Raw genomic sequence first — 16,865 nt, 5'->3', positions numbered from 1 at the left:
CAATCTATCGTAGCGTTCGTCGCAACTGCGCTTCTCGTCCCGATGTCGGTGCGTTAGGCGCGACGGTGTCGTGGCCCGCTCCTCGTGCGGGCCTGTCGAAGTGTGGAGTTCCGAGTATGCGTCGTAAGCGTCCCGAGGGGATCAAGGATTATACCGGCCCGGCGGGCGGCTGGGGGGCGCTCAAGGCGGTCGCGGTCTCGCTCAAGGCGCAGCAGATCGTGTCGCAGGGCGCGCAGACGCTGCTCAAGTCGAACCAGCCCGACGGCTTCGATTGCCCGAGCTGCGCCTGGCCCGACCCGAAGCACTCCTCCTCGTTCGAATTCTGCGAGAATGGCGCCAAGGCAGTCGCATGGGAATCGACTGCCAAGCGGATCGGCGGCGATTTCTTCGCGCAGCATTCGGTCTCCGAGCTGTGGGAAAAGACCGATCACTGGATCGAGGATCAGGGCCGCGTCACCGAGCCGCTGCGCTACAATCCGGCGACCGACCATTATGAAGTCGTCGGCTGGGACGAGGCGCTCGCCGAGATCGGTGCGGGTCTGGCCGCGCTCGAGGATCCCAATCAAGCCGAATTCTACACTTCGGGGCGCTGCTCGAACGAAGCCGCGTTCCTCTACCAGCTGTTCGCGCGGCTGTATGGCACCAACAATTTTCCCGATTGCTCGAACATGTGCCACGAGGCGACTTCGGTCGGCCTCCCCAAGTCGATCGGCATCGGCAAGGGCACCGTCAGCCTCGAGGATTTCGACCATGCCGACCTGATCCTCTCGATCGGCCACAATCCCGGCACCAACCATCCGCGGATGATGGCGACGCTGCGCGACGTGGCGCGGCGCGGCGGCAAGATCATCGTGTTCAACCCGCTCAAAGAGCGCTCGCTCGAACGCTTCGAATCGCCGCAATCGGTGGTCGAAATGGCAACCTTGTCGGCGACGCCGATCGCGACGAGCTATTTGCAGGTCAAGGTCGGCGGCGATGCCGCGGCGCTGAAGGGCATTGCGAAGGCGCTGGTGGCGCTCGACACGCCCGACGCGCCGGTGCTCGACCATGCCTTCATCGCCGAACATACGGCGGGCCTCGAGGCGTTCCGTGCCGATCTCGATGCGACCGACTGGGCCGCGATCGAGCAATCGAGCGGCCTTGCGCGCGCCGATCTCGAAGCGGTCGCGCAGATCTATGCGCAGTCGAAGGCGACGATCTGCTGCTACGGCATGGGCATCACGCAGCACCGCACGGGCACGAGCAACGTCCAGCAAATCGCCAACCTGCTGCTGCTGCGCGGCAATATGGGGCGGCCAGGCGCAGGCATCTGCCCGCTTCGCGGCCACAGCAACGTCCAGGGCGACCGGACCGTCGGCATCACCGAACGGCCGAGCGCGGCGTTGCTCGACAAGATCCAGGACGTATTCGGCTTCGATCCGCCACGCGCCGATGGGCATTCGGTGGTCGAGAGCATCGCTGCGATGCGCGACGGGACGGCCAAGGCGATCGTCTGCCTCGGCGGCAATCTCGCGATCGCGTCGTCGGATCCGCAGGCCTGCGCGCAAGGCTTCCGCAACATGGACCTCGCGGTCCACATCACCACCAAGCTCAACCGCACGCATCTGCTGATGGCCAAGGCGAGCTACGTCCTGCCGTGCCTCGGGCGGACCGAGCGCGATACGCAGGACGGTGGCCCGCAAGCCGTGACGGTCGAGGATTCGATGTCGATGGTCCATGCCTCGCGCGGCTTCCTGATGCCGCCGGGCGAGAATGTCCGTTCGGAACCGTGGATCGTCGCGGGGATCGCGAAGGCGACGCTCGGCGACAAGGGCGCGATCGATTGGGACGGCTATGTCGCCAATTACGACCGTATCCGCGACAAGATCGAGGCGGTGTTCCCGGCGTTCAAGAACTACAACACGCGCATCCGCGCGCCAGGCGGCTTCCACTTGCCCAATTCGGCGGCCGAGCGCGTCTGGAACACCGATACCGGCAAGGCCAATTTCATCGTCGCCACGGGCGTCGAGGAAGACGAGACGACGCGTGATCCAAGCGTCCTGCGGCTGACGACGCTGCGCTCGCACGATCAGTACAACACCACGATCTATGCCCTCGACGATCGCTATCGCGGCGTGTTCGGGCGGCGCGACGTGCTGTTCCTGAACGCGAAGGAGATCGCCCGGCTCGGCTTTGTCGAAGGCGATGTCGTCGACGTGACGACCGCGCTCGCGTTCAAGCGCGACGATCGGATCGTCCAGGGGCTGATGCTCGTCGAGCATGCGCTGCCCGATGGGTGCTGCGCGTCCTATTACCCCGAGACACAGCCGCTGATCGCGCTCGAGGACCATGATCCGCAAAGCCTGACCCCGTCGTACAAGTCGGTGCCGGTCCAGATCCGCAGCGCGGGAACCAAGAACGCGGCGGACCGTATCGTTGCGCGGGCGGGCGTTGCTGGCCGCAAAATCTCTGTGAAAGCGTAAAATCCATGTATGCACCGACGGTAACCGGCTTCGCTGATCGCGCCGCCGCCGAAGCCGCTTCGATCCGCCGCTCGCCGCTGGGCTTCTTCGTCGGCGCGATGCTGGCGGGGGCCTATATCGGCATCGCGATGATCCTCGCGCTCAGCACCGCCGACGCCTTGCCGGCCGGCGTGCGCCCATTGGTGATGGGCGCGACCTTTGGGCTCGGGCTGATCCTCACCGTGTTCGCCGGGGGGGAGCTGTTCACCGGCTATGTCATGTATCTCGGCTTCGGGTTGATGCGGCGCAGCGTCAGTGTCGCGGACGCCGCCTTGCTGATCGTCGTGGTGTGGATCGGCAATCTGGCGGGCGCGCTGTTGCTTTCGGCTATCTTCATCGCGGGCGGTGGGGGGTTGGTGTTCGCCAATGCCGCGACGATGTTCAACGCCTATGCCGCGCACAAGGTCGAGGCCGATGCGACGGCGTTGATCGCGCGCGCGGTGCTGTGCAACTGGCTGGTCTGCCTCGCGATCTGGACCGCGGCGCGGGTGACCGGCGATGCCGCGAAAAGCCTCGTCATGGCGTGGGTGCTGCTCGCGTTCGTCGCCGCCGGGTTCGAGCATTCGGTCGCCAACATGACCGCGCTGACACTTGGCCTGTTCTCGCCGGGCGAGACGATCACGCTGGCGCAAGTGTTGCGCAATCTTGCGTTCGTCACGCTCGGGAACGGGATCGGCGGGTTGCTGTTCGTGGTCGGCGCCTATGGCCTTGCGGCGAAAACCGACGCTCCGATGGCGCGCCAGTAATCGCTCGGCGTCAGGCCGGCCCGGCGTCGATCTTGATCCGCAGGAGCTCGTAGGGTTTGCGCCGCAGATCCTTGCCCTTGTGGAAGCCGGGCTGGCGGTGGAGTTGGTTGGCGGTGAAGTACAAATAGCCGTCGGTGCCGATCGACAGCGTGTCGGGCCACAGGATCCGGCGGTCCTGCGCGATCGTCTCCCACTTTCCGTCGGCGAGCCGGCGGATCGCATTATGCTCATAGTCGCCGCCATAGATGTGGCCGCGCGAATCGACCGCCAGACCGTCGGAGGCGCCCTTGAGCCCGAGATCGCGCACGGCGGCCGAGAGCTTTGCCGGGTCGATAACGGGATCGCGCAGCAAGGCGGTCGGGACGGCGTAGAGGTGGCGGCTCGACAGCGGCGAATAATAGAGGGTCGCGCCATCGGGCGAGAGCGCGATGCCGTCGGCGGCGACCTTCCATGGCTTTGCCGGACCATCGGCGGGGCGCGTCATCACCGGCTTGCCTTCCACGACGGGCGCGAAAGCGGGGTCGGGCATCGTCGTCGCATCGCCCGACAAGCGGCGGACGGCGGCACCGCTCGCCAGATCGACGACGATGATCGCGCCGGGGCCGGTCACCGAACTGTCGGTGATATAAGCGACGCCCGCGATCCCCTGGCGCAAATCGAAGCGCACGTCGTTGAGGTAGGTCGTCGGCAGCACGACGTCGGGGCCGAGTACGATCGTCTGCACGACGCGGTCGCGTGCGAGATCCACCGCGACGAGCTTTGCGCCGCCTGCGAGCGGCGCCGCGAAATTGGGGGCGGCGGTGTCGAGGATCCACAAGCGGTTCGCGCTGTCGGCGACGACGCTTTGCACGCTGATCAGCGTTTCGCCCGGGCGCGCGGGATCGGCTTGGTTGATCGCCTGGTCGGGATAGGCGGTGACGACACCGTTCTTGAGCTCGCCGACGGTGAAGCGCGGATTGTCGCCCCACTGCGGATAGTTGACGAAGATCCGGCCGTTCGCCGCGACGGTGACGCCCGTCGGCATCGCATCGCCGAAGGTCGCGACGCGTTCTACCTGCGACGGGGACGGGCGCCGCGCGAAGGCGCCGATGGCCGCGGTCGCGACGAGCGTGATCGCGCTGGCGCGTAGCGCGCTGCGGAGCAAGGACCGGCGCGTCATGGCGCGACCTGCTTGACCGGGCGGACGAGGATTTCCTCGACCAGCACCCGCGGCGGCTGCGCGAAGGCGTAGACCAGCGCCTGCGCGATATCCTCGGCCTGGAGCGCGTCGAGCGATTCGCGGCGCTCGCGCATCGTTTCCTCGGGGACGTTGTGGCCCCATTCGGTCCACACCGCGCCGGGTTCGATCAGCGAGACGCGAATGCCCGCATTGCCGACTTCCTTGCGCAGCGCATCGGCAAAGCCGACCACCGCGAACTTGGTGGCGTTGTAGACCGACCAGCCGGCGATCCCGTACCGCCCGCCGACGCTCGACACGATCGAGACCATCGCGCCCGCGCGGCCGTGCATCAGCGGCAAGGCGGCGTGGGTGCAGTTGAGCACGCCATAGAGATTGGCGTCGATCTGCGTTTTCCAGTCGTCGGGATTGCTGTCGGCGAACGCGCCGTTGACGCCCATGCCGGCATTGTTGAACAGCAAGTCGATCCCGCCGAAGCGCGTCTTGACCGCGGCGACCATCGCCTGGACCGCCGCCAGATCGGCGACGTCGGTTTCGATCGCCATCGCGCTCTCCCCGATCTCGGCGGCGATCGCGTCGATCCGATCCTTGCGCCGCGCGACGAGCACGACGTGGGCGCCTTCCTTGGCGAGCAGGCGCGCGGTCGCTTCGCCGATCCCGCTCGAGGCGCCGGTGATGACGGCGACCTTCCCGGTCAGATCCTGCATGTCCATCGCGTCACTCCTTCGCGCCATGGCCGCGGCGGCCAGCGTGTCGGTGTAACACGCCGGCGCTGTGGAAGTTGCGCGAGGGACGACGTCGGAACGCTGTGGACAGCGTCAATCAGACTTGATGGTGGTGTGATCGGAAGGACTAAGCTGCATCGCGATCGGGCATGGTCCCGATGGCTGCATCGCGGCCGCGCGGTTGATCTCGAAGCGATCGCGGTGGCCGAGCAGCATCGTCTCGATTGCGGTAAAGCGCGCGTTACGGTTGCTTGCCTGTCCCGGTGCGGCGGCATCGGTCGCGACGAACCGGCTTCCCCACGCGTCGGCGAGGGCAAGCGCTTGCTCGACCTGGAACGACGGATCGCTGATGACGATCGAGGGAAAGGGCAGGCGGCAGGCAGGGCCGTTCTGCATCGCCGCCGCGGCCGCAATCTGATCGAATCCGACATGCAACGGCGTGTGGAACAGCGCACCGCTGACAGCCTTCAAATAGCTGCGCGGCGAAAGCTGCGCCCACCACGCCACCGCGCGACACGCGATGCCATGCGCCAGGATGACGACGGGGGTCTCGTGCCGCGCGAAAACGGCGTCGAGGTGGAGCGCCCAGCGTCCATTGTGAAATTTCGAGAGGTCGAGCTCGATCCGAGCTGGCAACGCCGGGGCGGCCGAATCGCCTTTCGCCGTCACTACGATCGGGACGGGGCGCTCGGTCGGCGACTCGAAAGCAAGCGTCATGACGGCTCTCCTCTTGCAGAAGCGCGGTCCGGTGCGACGATCTCAGCGCGCCGACTCGGAACACGCCCCCGGCACGCGAGGGTATGCGCATCGCCTAAACCGGCAAGAGCGGAAGCGCTGGAAGGCGTCTGGCAAGCGCCCAGCCGAGCGACGAGCGGTGCACCCGGATCGAGCGGCATTGCACGACCGGACAGCCAGCGGTGATCGCGTCGACTGGGCCGCGGACGGGCTGTCGTGGTTAGATCGCGACGAGCGCGTCGATCGCGCCTTGCAGGATGTACGCAGCGGCCATCTTGTCGACGAGCTCGGCACGCTTGGCGCGGCTCGCGTCCTGCTCGATCAGCGTGCGCGTGACCGCGACGGTCGACCAGCGCTCGTCCTGCAGGAAGATCGGCAGGTCGAGATCGGCCATGTTGCGCGCGAACGCCCGGCTCGACTGGCTGCGCGGGCTCTCGCTGCCGTCGTTCAGATTGAGCGGCAGGCCGATGACGATCCCCTTCACCTGCTGCGCAGCGATCATCTCGGCGAGCGCGAGCTTGTCCTTCTGGAACTTGGTGCGGCGGATCAGCAACGCTGGCGAGGCGAAGCTCCACCCGGCGTCGCACAGGGCGGTCCCGATCGTCTTGGTGCCGACGTCGAGCCCGATCAGCCGGCCACCAGCGGGAAGCGCGCCACGGAATTCGGTGCGATCGGTCGTGATCATTTCGCGAAGACCGCCAGCCGTCGTGCCGCATCGGCGCGGACGTTCGCCCAGAACAGGCTGTAGTCGTAGACGTGGTAGTTGTTGCCCGGCAGCACATAGCCGCCGAGCTTGGGCGGATCGCCGATCAGCAGGAGCCCGCGCGAATCGCAGCGCGCCGGAACCTGGCCCGCGACGATCGTCGCGCTCGAGAGATCGGCCGAGGGAACGAGCGTGCCGAGATTGGCGGTCGCGGGCGCGGTCGCATCGGGGGTTCCGGTCAGCGGATTGGTGCAGATCATCGGGGTGCCGCGGCGCGGCGTTCCATCGCTGCCGCGGCTGGCGTTGTAGGTGTCGAGCACCAGCGACGGCTCGGCGGGTTCGGCGAAGCTCTCCCACGACTGGATGCAGCCGGCCTGATCGGCGCTGCGGCATTCGGGCAGGCCAAGCTTGGGCAGGTCGACGCTGCGCGACACTGGCCAGCCGACGACATAGGCGGCGACGATCCGCTTCTGCAGCGGCGTGCCAGCGATCTTCTCGCGCAGCAGCCGCAGCAGGTGCAGCGCGCCCTGGCTGTGGCCGGCGAGGATGATCGGCCGGTCGCCCGCTTGCGCGACGAACGCGTCGAATGCCGCCGCGACGTCACCATAAGCGAGGTCGAGCGCCTTGGCGGCATTATCCTGCGTCGTCAGGAACGCGCCGAAGGTCGCCTGGCGATAGCGCGGCGCCCAGATCGCGCCGACCGCGTTGAACGCGCTGGCCTGGCCGCGCAGGAACAGCTCGGCGCGGGCATTGGCCTCGGCATCGTCGAGCGGCGCGTTCCAGCGCGATCGGTTGAGGAACGAGGTGGGGTGGATGAAGAACACCGCCGCGCGCGTGTCGGTGGCGGGCGTGTAGCCGGGCGGAAGCCATAGCGCCGCGTTGCCCGGCTTGTCGGGACGCGCGAGCCACATCTCGGCGCGGCGGTACGCAGCGGCGGGCTGACGCGGCTCGGCGATGAAGGCGGCGCGCGGGATCATCGCCAGCTTGATCAGCTCGGTGCCCCAGATTGCATAGGCAAACGCACCCGCGATCACGATCACGATCAGCACGGTGAAGATGTAGAGAAACTTGCGCGCCAAACCGGTCGACCTCCCACGGCATGGCGCGGCGGTGCCCATGCAAGCGTGCTGCGGTTTTCCGTGCCGCAGGATCGCCGCGCTTGCAATCGCCTTGGTGCTGGCGTTGGTGTGGGCACGGCGCGGGGGAGCGATGCGATGAACGAAAGTCCGGGATTCGAACGCGATACCCACAGCTGGCCGTTGCGCCCGATGCTGCTCGCCGTGGTCGGCGCGCTCGCCGCGCTCGCGGTGCAGCAGCTACTCGACCGCGGCCCCCACGTTCCCGTGATCGACCCGGCGGCGTGGCGAATCGCGCTGACCACCGCGATCGGTACGGGGGCGGTGACGTTCGGCTTCGCGCTCGAGCGGCGGCGCTGGTGGTGGGTGGCGGCCTTCGGGATCGGCATCGGCGCGGTCGCGGGGCTGATCGTCTATTGGAACGGTGGCGGCTGGGGCGCGTGGTACAGTTGGCGCGGCGCGAGCCTGTTCATCGCGATCGCGATCGCCGTGCCGCTGTTCCAGACCGCGCGCGATCATGCTGCGGTGCGCTTTCCCTATGCCGACGTGCATGGCGACGCATGGACCAACGTCGTGCTGTGGTGTGCCTGCTGGCTGTTCACTGGCGTCGCATTCGCGCTGGCATGGCTGCTGGCCGCGCTGTTCGACTTGATCGGCGTGCATGTGTTGCGCGACCTGCTGCGCCACGAATGGTTTACCGCGCTGCTGGCGGGCGCGAGCTTTGGCGGATCGCTCGGGTTGCTGCGCGAGCGCGACGGCGTGCTGCGGCTGCTCCAGCGCGTGGTGACCGCGGTGCTCGCGGTACTCGCGCCAGTGCTCGGCGCGGGGCTGCTGGTGTTTCTGCTCGCGCTGCCCTTCACCGGGCTCGACGCACTGTGGGAGGCGACCAAGTCGACCACGCCGATCCTGCTCAGCTGCGTGATCGGCGCGCTGATCCTCGCCAATGCGGTGGTCGGCAATGGCGCGGGCGAGGAAGCGACCCATCCGGTGCTGCGCTTCGGCGCGATCGCGCTGGCGCTTGCGGTGCTGCCGCTGGCGGTGATCGCTGCGATCGCGACGAGATTGCGGATCGCGCAATACGGCCTGACGCCCGACCGGCTGTGGGCAGCCGTGTTCGTGGGGTTCGCGAACCTTTACGGCGTTGCCTATCTCGTCGCGGTGCTGCGCGGGCGGTTGGCGTGGAGCCGCTATGTGCGGCCGAGCAATTTGCGGATCGCGTTCGTCGTCGCCGGTGTCGGGCTGCTGCTCGCCACGCCGCTCGCGAGCTTCAACGCGCTCGCGACGCTCGACCAGGTCGCGCGGCTCGAATCGGGGCGGGTTGCGCCCGCGAAGTTCGACTGGGCGGCGCTGGCGTTCGATTTCGGTGATCCTGGCAAGGCGGCGCTGCGGCGGCTCGCCCGCTCGGCGACCCCGGGCATCGCGGCGCGCGCGAAGGACGTCGCGACCAAGACCAACCGCTGGGACGTAGCGAGCGTCGACCGCGCACAGGCCGACGCCGATGTGCTCGTCAAACGGCTGCGCGTGGTGCCCGTGGCGGTGGCCGTGCCATTCGCACTGCGTAAGGTGCTAACCGACTGGCAGGGCTGCAGCACCGATGTCAAAGACCGCTGCTCCTTGCTCTATGATCCGGGCTCTTCCGAAGCTGTTGCAATATCAGGGGCTTGCGTCGATCAGCTGATGGCGCCGCCGAAGGTAGAGACCTCTCGCCGCGATCCTGCACCCGCATTTCAGTCGGCGTGCGGCCCCACGCGCTATCGGCGCACCGGCGAGACCTGGGCGCGGATCGACACAAATACGCGCGCGCCGCTGAGTGCGCCCGAGCGCGCCGCGCTCAAGGCGGGCGATGCCGCGGGCAAGGTCGAGATCCGCGCCGTGCCCGCGCGCCGGGTGTTCGTCGGGGGCGTTCCGCTCGGCGATCCGTTCGAATAGGTTGCGCTAGGCTCGGGCGCTCTGCTAGCCGCAAGCCATGCCAGTCACCATCGCCACCGTCAGCAAGATCGCGAGCCTCGCCCGCATCTCCATCACCGAGGAAGATGCCGTGCGCATCGCGCCCGAGCTCGAAAACATCATGGGTTGGATCGAGCAATTAAGCGAGGTCGACACGGCCGGCGTCGCGCCGATGACCGCGGTGATCCCCAACCACCTCCGGCTGCGCGACGACGTCGTCAACGCCGACCCGCTGACCGGCGGCGGCATCCGCGATGCCGTGCTGGCCAATGCTCCCCAGGCCGAGCACGGCTTCTTCACCGTGCCCAAGGTGATCGAATGATCCGCGCCATCGTCGCCCCGGCGCAGGCCGGGGCCGCCGCGTTCGTCGCGAGCGGCCTGCACCACAACGAAGCGGCCCCGGCCTATGCCGGGGCGACGGGAATGACCGTATGACTGACCTCACCGATCTCGGCGTAGCCGCCATCCGCGACGGCGTCCGCGCCGGCACCTTCTCCGCGCGCGAAGTCGCTGAGGGGTTCATCGCCAACGTGTCGAAGGCCAAGGCGCTCAATGCGTTCCTGGTCGAAACCCCCGACCACGCGCTCGCCGCCGCCGATGCCGCCGACGCGGCGCGCGCTGCGGGCGAGACGCTCAAGCCGCTCGCCGGCGTGCCGATCGGGATGAAGGACCTGTTCTGCACCAAGGGCGTGCCGACCACCGCGGCGAGCTTGATCCTCGAAGGCTTCGTGCCGCCGTACGAATCGACGGTGTCGGCCAATCTGTGGGATGCTGGCGCGGGCATGCTCGGCAAGCTCAACATGGACCAGTTCGCGATGGGCTCGTCCAACGAGACCAGCGCTTTCGGCAACGTCATCTCGCCGTGGCGGCGGAGCGACGGCGGCAACGCGCCGCTCGCGCCCGGCGGTTCGTCTGGTGGTTCGTCGACGGCGGTCGCCGCGCGGCTGTGCCCGGCGGCGACCGGCACCGACACCGGCGGCTCGATCCGCCAGCCTGCCGCCTTCACCGGCATCAGCGGCATCAAGCCGACCTATGGCCGCTGCTCGCGCTGGGGGACGATCGCGTTCGCCTCGTCGCTCGACCAGGCCGGGCCGATGGCGCGAGACGTCCGCGACTGCGCGATCCTGCTTGAGGCGATGAGCGGCTTCGACGCGAAGGACGCGACCTCACTCGATCTGCCGGTGCCCGCGTGGGAAGCCGGATTGTCGGGCGATCTCAACGGCAAGCGGATCGGCATTCCCAAGGAATATCGCGTCGACAATATGCCCGCCGAGATCGACGCGCTGTGGCAGCAGGGGATCGACTGGCTCAAGGACGCCGGCGCCGAGATCGTCGAGGTCTCGCTGCCGCACACCAAATATGCGCTGCCGGCTTATTACATCATCGCGCCGGCGGAAGCCTCGTCCAACCTCGCGCGCTATGACGGCGTGCGCTACGGCCTGCGCGATCTGCCCGAGGGGGCAGGGCTGCAGGACATGTATGCCGCGACGCGCGCCGACGGGTTTGGCGATGAGGTCAAGCGCCGGATCATGATCGGGACATATGTCCTGTCTGCAGGGTTTTACGACGCGTACTTTACACAGGCATCGAAGGTCCGCACGCTGATCGCGCGCGATTTCGAGCAGGCCTGGGCAAAGTGCGATTTGCTGCTGACCCCGACGGCGCCGTCCTCGGCGTTCGCGCTGGGCGAGAAGTCGGCCGATCCGATCGCGATGTATTTGAACGACGTCTTCACCGTGCCGTCCTCGCTGGCGGGTTTGCCGGCGATGTCGGTGCCGGGTGGCCTCGACGGCGCCGGACTGCCGCTCGGCCTGCAGATCATCGGCAAGCCGCTCGACGAGCAAGGCGTGCTCAATGCCGGGCTTGCGCTCGAGCAGCGCGCCGGGTTCACCGCACGTGCCGAGGCGTGGTGGTGATCGCGCTCTTCTTCACTTCGGGCAAAGAAGGGCAGGGCGTCGACACGCTCAGCCCGAACGGAATTTAGGTCATGACTGACACCAAATACACCATCCGCGGCGAAACCGGCGACTGGGAGGTCGTGGTCGGCCTCGAAGTCCATGCGCAGGTCACCTCGAACGCCAAGCTCTTCTCGGGCGCGGCGACCGCGTTCGGCGCCGAGCCCAACACGCAGGTGTCGCTGGTTGACGCCGCGATGCCCGGCATGCTGCCCGTTCCCAACCGCGAGTGCATCCGCCAGGCGGTCCGCACCGGAATGGCGATCGACGCGCAGATCAACCGCTGGTCGCGCTTCGACCGCAAGAACTATTTCTACGCCGATCTGCCGCAGGGCTATCAGATCAGCCAGCTCTACCACCCGATCGTCGGCGAGGGCGCGATCGACATCAGCCTCGACGACAAGAACCCCGACGCTGCGGGCAAGCGCATCGGCGTCGAGCGGATCCATGTCGAGCAGGATGCGGGCAAGCTGATGCACGACCAGCATCCGACGCGCTCCTACGTCGACCTCAACCGCTCGGGCGTTGCGTTGATGGAGATCGTGTCGAAGCCCGATATGGCTTCTCCTGCCGAAGCAGGGGCTTATCTCCGCAAGCTCAGATCGATTCTGCGCTACGTCGGGTCGTGCGACGGCAACATGGAAGAGGGCTCGATGCGCGCCGACGTCAATGTCAGCGTGCGGAAGGCCGGTGACGAGCTCGGCACGCGCACCGAGACCAAGAACGTCAATTCGGTCCGCTTCGTGATGGCGGTGGTCGAGCAGGAGGCCAAGCGCCAGATCGACGTGCTCGAAAGCGGCGGCCGGATCGTCCAGGAAACGCGGCTCTACGATCCCGATCGCAACGAGACGCGCTCGATGCGCTCGAAGGAAGACGCGCACGATTATCGCTACTTCCCCGATCCCGATCTGCTCCCGCTCGAGCTCGACGACGCGTTCCTCGAAGAATGCCGCGCGTCGCTGCCCGAGCTGCCCGACACCAAGCGCCGCCGCTACGAGGCGCTCGGCATCACGCCTTACGCCGCTGCGGTGATGACCGCCGAGGTCGAGGCGGCGCGCTGGTTCGATGCGTTGCTCGACACGGGCGTGGCGCCGGTTGCTGCGGCGAACTGGACGACGTCGGAGCTGTTCGGCGCGCTTAACCGCACCGGCCGGGACATCGAGAATTCGCCCGTCAGCCCCGATCAGGCCGCCGAACTGCTCGGCCTGATCGCCGATGGCACGCTGTCGGGTACGCTCGCCAAGCAGGTGTTCGAGATCATGCTCGAAACCGGGCAGGGCGCTGCCGAAATCGTCGAGGAGCGCGGGCTCAAGCAGACCAGCGACACCGGCGAGATCGAGCGCGTCATCGCCGAGGTGATGGCGGCGAACGAAGACAAGGTCGCCGATTATCGTGGCGGCAAGGACAAGCTGTTCGGCTTCTTCGTCGGGCAGACGATGAAGGCGATGGGCGGCAAGGCGAACCCGGGCGTCGTCAACGACGTGCTGAAGAAGATGCTGGGGTAAAGAAACGCGGGCGCCCGGCCAACCGGGCGCCCTGACTGCGGGTAGTCAGCCTTTCTTTGCGGTCATCGCCTTGCGTGCGTTGTTGGCATATTCCTCGAAATTCTTGTCGAACACCGAAACCAGCTCATTGAGCGCGGCAGTCGCGTCCTCGCCTTCCTTGGCGGGAAATAGCTTCAAGCCATTGCCACCCCATGCTTTATATTCGTAATCGATCCTCTGGTCGTTGCCGAAGTCGCGCAGCATGAACAGCGTGCGCAGCGACCGGCCGTAGATCGCCGCCTTCTGATAGAAGACATCGGCGACGATCAGCTCGGAATAGCAGGCCGCGGTCGAATCCGACCGACGCGTCTTGACCTTGTTCATCGTCTTGCGCTCGAGCGGTGTTTCGTGGCGCACGATGACGGTGCCGGGCTGACGGTTGAGCAGATCGGTCAATTTGAGCGACTGCAGCGCGTCGAGCTGCGACGGACTATCGAGCGCGCTTGCCATCTGGGCTTTGTTGCTAGCGTCCTTCCCGCTGTGGAGTGCGGCATCGAGCAGACCGCCGCCGAGCAATCCGGTCGTCATCGAGTTCATCCGTTCGGCCGGCCAGATGTGAAGTTCGCACGGCGCTGCCTGAGCGCTGGCGATGCCTCCGATCGCACAGGCGACTGTAGCGAAAGCGGCTCCCAGGACGCGATGGACTGCGTTGGTCATTATAGTCTCCCCCTTTGGTTTCGGCCCCTTTCCCAGGGGTCGTCATGGACGGCCTTATTTAATGTGACGCTTTGGTGTTTGATGGCTTTGCCAAGGCGCTTGCGAAAAGCGCGACATCGCTGGTGAAGGCCGCGCGCAGTTCGGCGGCGGCGGCGACCATGTCGGTTGCGGGCGTCGGCGGAAGCAAAGTCAGTCTGGTCTTGGTCCAGGTGCTGAAGACCCGACGTGGTGCGGGCTCGGTCGTGAAGTCGCGGTAGCGGAAAAGGATCTTGAGGTAACTCCCGTCGACGATGTCTTGCTGGAAGAAGACACTGTCGACGATAAATTCCGCATAACATGGCGCCGACGAGGGCGCGATGCGCGCGACGCTTGTCCGCATGAGGCGACTCGACAACGCCTCCTCGTGGACGATTGGCTGATACTTTGCCAAGTTAAGTTGATCACGCAAAGCAGCACTTCGCAGCAGTTCGACCTGATTGGCGGTGTCGATGGGTTCGACCGCCAAGGCGGGATATCCGTCTCGCCCGGTGACGGCACCGTTGACGATGCCTCCGTGGAACACGCCACTGTAAACAGAATTAAGGCCCGCGCCTGGCCAGATATGGAGTTCGCAGGCTCCATCCGATGACGACGACTGTGCAGCGGCGGGAAAGCACGCGATAAAAGCGGCTGCAAGACCTATCGAAACCTTTAATGCCACCGTATCCCCCCGGACATGTCCGGGGGGAATTAGACGGATATTCAAACCGTTGCAACGGGAGCTGATTTACTGCGCGTCGTCGTCCTGGTTTTTCACCACGCCGCCGGTCCCGCCGACGCCGTCTTCCATGCCTGGAGACGTAAAGGCATCGGGCTCGCGCCCGCCTTCGCCGCGCTCGACCGCGTCCTTGCGCGCTTCGACTGCTTGTTCGATGTCGCTGCGGGCGTCGGTGTCGTTCTCGGGCAGGCTGTCGGGGTGCGGGGCGCTCATGCGAAGTCTCCCGTCATGCCGGTGTCGGTCGGCGCGATCGGCGCACCGCCGGGGTCGCCCGCGGGATCGGGCACGACCACGTCGGGCGTCGGGCTCGGCAGTTCGGTCGGCATCGAATCGGGCTGGCCGGGTTCGCTCGGGATCGGCAGTTCGGTTGGGGGCGTGCTGGCCATAACGTCTCTCCTCTTACGCTGTATCAACGCGCCAGCATCCTAGCGGTTGCGTGGCGATGCGGCATCGGGTGTTTGCCCGCTTGCCCCCGGGCGCATGGCTGGTATAGACGCCCCCCACACCGGCGGTGTCCTTGCGGGCGTGGCGGAACTGGTAGACGCAGCAGGTTTAGGTCCTGCCATCGAAAGATGTGGGGGTTCGAGTCCCTTCGCCCGCACCAGTCTCTCATGCGTTTGTGCATGGGGACTGCGACACACTATCCCTGAACTCCTTATCCATTGGGCGTGAGATCTGAAATGCAGACTGTCGAGACGTTGAACGAAGGCCTCAAGCGCGCCTACACGCTGACGATCACCGCGAAGGATATCGATTCGCGTGTCGATGCCGAACTGAAGCGCGTCGCGCCGACGGTGAAGATGCCCGGCTTCCGCCCCGGCAAGGTGCCCGCGAACCTGGTGCGCAAGATGCACGGCGACGCGCTGATGCAGGACGCGCTCAACAGCTCGATCCAGCAGGGCATCCAGGAGCTGATCGCCGAGCAGAAGCTGCGCCCCGCGCTGCAGCCCTCGGTCGAGCTCGCCGAAGGTTTCAAGCTCGGTGACGATGCGCAGATCACCGTGACGCTCGAAGTGCTCCCCGAAGTGCCGACCCCGGCGATCGACGCGCTCAAGCTCGAGCGCCTCACCGTTCCTGCCGACGACGCGACGGTTCAGGCGCAGCTCCAGAAGTTCGCCGACCAGCAGAAGAAGTGGGACGACGCGGCCGAGGGCCATGAAGCACAGATGGGCGACCTGGTCGTCATGGACTTCGTCGGCAAGGTTGGCGACGTGGCGTTCGAGGGTGGCACCGGCAGCGACATGTCGGTCGAGCTCGGCACCGGTCGTCTGATCCCCGGCTTCGAGGAGCAGGTCGTCGGCGTCAAGGTCGGCGACGAGCGCCAGATCACGGTGACCTTCCCCGAGGATTATCAGGCCAAGGAACTCGCCGGCAAGCCCGCGACCTTCGACCTCAGCATCACCGCGGTGAAGACCGCCGGCGAGAGCGTGATCGACGACAGCCTCGCGACCTCGCTCGGGCTCGAGAGCCTCGAGCAGCTCACCGGTCTCCTGAAGGGCCAGATCGAGCAGGAGCTCAACGGCCTGACGCGCACCCACATGAAGCGCAAGCTGCTCGACCAGCTCGCCGAGGGTCATGACTTCGAAGTGCCGCCGTCGATGGTCGAAGCCGAATTCGACCAGATCTGGCAGCAGCTCCAGCACGAAGCGACGCACGAGGAAGATCCCGCGGCGGCGCTCGCCGAGATGGAATCCGAGCGCGACGATTACCGCAAGATCGCCGAGCGCCGCGTGCGCCTTGGCCTCCTCCTGTCGGAAATCGGCCAGGCCAATGGCGTCGAAGTCAGCCAGCAGGAAATGAACCGCCTGATCGCGCAGGCCGCGCAGAACTATAACAACGAAGACCGCCAGCGCTTCCTGCAGTACATCCAGCAGGAGCCGATGGCCGCCGCCCAGCTGCGCGCGCCGCTGTACGAGGACAAGGTCGTCGACTTCCTGTTCGAGAAGGCCGAGATTTCGGACCGCGAAGTGACGCGCGAAGAGCTCGAAGCGGCGATCGAGAGCGAAGAAGGCTTCTCGAGCGGCACGCACACCCACGATCACGACAACCACAAGCCCAAGGCAAAGAAGGCGGCTGCTAAGAAGGCGAAGCCCGCTGCCGACGACGCCAAGGAAATGGAAGCCGCCGACATCGAGCCGGCAGCCGCTGGCGACGATCTTGTCGAAGCCGAGCCGGTGAAGAAGGCCGCGACCAAGAAGGCGCCGGCGAAGAAGGCGGCAGCTGCTGCCGACGCTGAGGCCGAGGCTGTTCCGGCTGAGGAGGCTGCTGCCCCCGTAAAGAAGCCGGCTGCCAAGAAGAAGGCTGCTGCCGACAAGGCCGAATAAGGCGTACACCCGCCCGCT

The 16,865-nt window shown here is 66.6% G+C and carries 16 protein-coding genes and 1 tRNA gene; 8 read left to right on the top strand and 9 right to left on the bottom strand.

The annotated features are described in order from the left end of the window. Positions 1-116 precede the first annotated feature (116 nt). Entirely contained in the window at positions 117-2,462 is a 2,346-nt protein-coding gene (locus IE187_RS01955; RefSeq protein ID WP_189674887.1) for an FdhF/YdeP family oxidoreductase, read from the top strand. Positions 2,463-2,467: 5 nt separating this feature from the next. After that, on the top strand, positions 2,468-3,247 hold the full coding sequence (locus IE187_RS01950) for a formate/nitrite transporter family protein (protein WP_133188640.1): 780 nt from the start codon (positions 2,468-2,470) through the stop codon (positions 3,245-3,247). 10 nt (positions 3,248-3,257) lie between these two features. Here the strand turns inward: IE187_RS01950 and IE187_RS01945 are convergent, their stop codons facing one another. The 5 genes from IE187_RS01945 to IE187_RS01925 form a co-directional block, all read right to left on the bottom strand. After that, entirely contained in the window at positions 3,258-4,406 is a 1,149-nt protein-coding gene (locus IE187_RS01945; protein ID WP_189674886.1) for an L-dopachrome tautomerase-related protein, read from the bottom strand. Next, positions 4,403-5,137: an SDR family oxidoreductase gene (locus IE187_RS01940; protein WP_133188636.1), complete on the bottom strand. Its 735-nt coding sequence runs from the start codon at positions 5,135-5,137 to the stop codon at positions 4,403-4,405. Before IE187_RS01940 ends, IE187_RS01945 begins: the two co-directional genes overlap by 4 nt. A 105-nt stretch (positions 5,138-5,242) precedes the next feature. After that, positions 5,243-5,866 (bottom strand): alpha/beta hydrolase, encoded by a 624-nt coding sequence (locus IE187_RS01935; RefSeq protein WP_189674885.1) that lies wholly within the window; start codon positions 5,864-5,866, stop codon positions 5,243-5,245. A 238-nt stretch (positions 5,867-6,104) separates the two neighbouring features. Then, entirely contained in the window at positions 6,105-6,569 is a 465-nt protein-coding gene (gene ruvX, locus IE187_RS01930; RefSeq protein WP_189674884.1) for a Holliday junction resolvase RuvX, read from the bottom strand. Further along, positions 6,566-7,666, bottom strand: coding sequence for a DUF3089 domain-containing protein (locus IE187_RS01925; protein ID WP_189674883.1), 1,101 nt, complete (start codon positions 7,664-7,666; stop codon positions 6,566-6,568). The genes ruvX and IE187_RS01925 overlap by 4 nt, the downstream gene beginning before the upstream one ends. Before the next feature lie 135 nt (positions 7,667-7,801). Between IE187_RS01925 and IE187_RS01920 the strand changes: the two genes are divergently transcribed. The 4 genes from IE187_RS01920 (at position 7,802) to gatB (ending at position 13,070) form a co-directional block, all read left to right on the top strand. Further along, positions 7,802-9,592: a DUF4153 domain-containing protein gene (locus IE187_RS01920; protein WP_189674882.1), complete on the top strand. Its 1,791-nt coding sequence runs from the start codon at positions 7,802-7,804 to the stop codon at positions 9,590-9,592. A 37-nt stretch (positions 9,593-9,629) separates the two neighbouring features. Further along, positions 9,630-9,932: an Asp-tRNA(Asn)/Glu-tRNA(Gln) amidotransferase subunit GatC gene (gene gatC / locus IE187_RS01915; protein WP_133188626.1), complete on the top strand. Its 303-nt coding sequence runs from the start codon at positions 9,630-9,632 to the stop codon at positions 9,930-9,932. 109 nt (positions 9,933-10,041) lie between these two features. Beyond that, positions 10,042-11,526 (top strand): Asp-tRNA(Asn)/Glu-tRNA(Gln) amidotransferase subunit GatA, encoded by a 1,485-nt coding sequence (gene gatA, locus IE187_RS01910; RefSeq protein WP_189674881.1) that lies wholly within the window; start codon positions 10,042-10,044, stop codon positions 11,524-11,526. A 71-nt stretch (positions 11,527-11,597) separates the two neighbouring features. Beyond that, positions 11,598-13,070, top strand: coding sequence for an Asp-tRNA(Asn)/Glu-tRNA(Gln) amidotransferase subunit GatB (gene gatB / locus IE187_RS01905; protein WP_133188622.1), 1,473 nt, complete (start codon positions 11,598-11,600; stop codon positions 13,068-13,070). A gap of 45 nt (positions 13,071-13,115) precedes the next feature. Here gatB and IE187_RS01900 read toward each other — a convergent pair whose 3' ends face one another. The 4 genes from IE187_RS01900 to IE187_RS01885 all read right to left on the bottom strand — a co-directional run bounded on the left by IE187_RS01900 (position 13,116) and on the right by IE187_RS01885 (position 14,909). Next, positions 13,116-13,637 (bottom strand): hypothetical protein, encoded by a 522-nt coding sequence (locus tag IE187_RS01900; RefSeq protein ID WP_189674880.1) that lies wholly within the window; start codon positions 13,635-13,637, stop codon positions 13,116-13,118. 187 nt (positions 13,638-13,824) lie between these two features. After that, positions 13,825-14,466, bottom strand: a complete 642-nt coding sequence (locus IE187_RS01895) for a hypothetical protein (RefSeq protein ID WP_189674879.1) — start codon at positions 14,464-14,466, stop codon at positions 13,825-13,827. 66 nt (positions 14,467-14,532) lie between these two features. After that, the gene (locus IE187_RS01890; protein ID WP_189674878.1) at positions 14,533-14,736 is read right to left on the bottom strand and encodes a hypothetical protein; all 204 of its coding nucleotides are present in this window, start codon (positions 14,734-14,736) and stop codon (positions 14,533-14,535) included. After that, the gene (locus IE187_RS01885; RefSeq protein WP_165954473.1) at positions 14,733-14,909 is read right to left on the bottom strand and encodes a hypothetical protein; all 177 of its coding nucleotides are present in this window, start codon (positions 14,907-14,909) and stop codon (positions 14,733-14,735) included. Before IE187_RS01885 ends, IE187_RS01890 begins: the two co-directional genes overlap by 4 nt. Positions 14,910-15,042: 133 nt before the next feature. On the opposite strand from IE187_RS01885, the gene IE187_RS01880 reads away from it, so the two are divergent. Then, positions 15,043-15,127: transfer RNA gene (locus IE187_RS01880), tRNA-Leu, on the top strand. A 76-nt stretch (positions 15,128-15,203) separates the two neighbouring features. Further along, positions 15,204-16,847, top strand: a complete 1,644-nt coding sequence (gene tig / locus IE187_RS01875; RefSeq protein WP_189674877.1) for a trigger factor — start codon at positions 15,204-15,206, stop codon at positions 16,845-16,847. Positions 16,848-16,865: the final 18 nt, after the last annotated feature.

Origin of the sequence: Sphingomonas glacialis (assembly GCF_014653575.1) — a bacterium.
Classification (GTDB): Bacteria; Pseudomonadota; Alphaproteobacteria; order Sphingomonadales; family Sphingomonadaceae; genus Sphingomonas; species Sphingomonas glacialis.
Note: the sequence above shows the minus strand (reverse complement) of the source record. Positions and strands in the feature narration are given on the sequence as shown.

What these genes read in the sequence shown, in the direction of transcription:
- IE187_RS01920 (WP_189674882.1), top strand. Translation starts at nt 7,802, where the DNA reads ATGAACGAAAGTCCGGGATTCGAACGCGATACCCACAGCTGGCCGTTG.
- gatB (WP_133188622.1), top strand. Translation starts at nt 11,598, where the DNA reads ATGACTGACACCAAATACACCATCCGCGGCGAAACCGGCGACTGGGAG.
- IE187_RS01885 (WP_165954473.1), bottom strand. Translation starts at nt 14,909, where the DNA reads ATGGCCAGCACGCCCCCAACCGAACTGCCGATCCCGAGCGAACCCGGC.
- IE187_RS01940 (WP_133188636.1), bottom strand. Translation starts at nt 5,137, where the DNA reads ATGGACATGCAGGATCTGACCGGGAAGGTCGCCGTCATCACCGGCGCC.
- ruvX (WP_189674884.1), bottom strand. Translation starts at nt 6,569, where the DNA reads ATGATCACGACCGATCGCACCGAATTCCGTGGCGCGCTTCCCGCTGGT.
- IE187_RS01890 (WP_189674878.1), bottom strand. Translation starts at nt 14,736, where the DNA reads ATGAGCGCCCCGCACCCCGACAGCCTGCCCGAGAACGACACCGACGCC.
- IE187_RS01945 (WP_189674886.1), bottom strand. Translation starts at nt 4,406, where the DNA reads ATGACGCGCCGGTCCTTGCTCCGCAGCGCGCTACGCGCCAGCGCGATC.
- IE187_RS01935 (WP_189674885.1), bottom strand. Translation starts at nt 5,866, where the DNA reads ATGACGCTTGCTTTCGAGTCGCCGACCGAGCGCCCCGTCCCGATCGTA.
- tig (WP_189674877.1), top strand. Translation starts at nt 15,204, where the DNA reads ATGCAGACTGTCGAGACGTTGAACGAAGGCCTCAAGCGCGCCTACACG.
- IE187_RS01955 (WP_189674887.1), top strand. Translation starts at nt 117, where the DNA reads ATGCGTCGTAAGCGTCCCGAGGGGATCAAGGATTATACCGGCCCGGCG.
- gatC (WP_133188626.1), top strand. Translation starts at nt 9,630, where the DNA reads ATGCCAGTCACCATCGCCACCGTCAGCAAGATCGCGAGCCTCGCCCGC.
- IE187_RS01950 (WP_133188640.1), top strand. Translation starts at nt 2,468, where the DNA reads ATGTATGCACCGACGGTAACCGGCTTCGCTGATCGCGCCGCCGCCGAA.
- IE187_RS01900 (WP_189674880.1), bottom strand. Translation starts at nt 13,637, where the DNA reads ATGACGACCGGATTGCTCGGCGGCGGTCTGCTCGATGCCGCACTCCAC.
- gatA (WP_189674881.1), top strand. Translation starts at nt 10,042, where the DNA reads ATGACTGACCTCACCGATCTCGGCGTAGCCGCCATCCGCGACGGCGTC.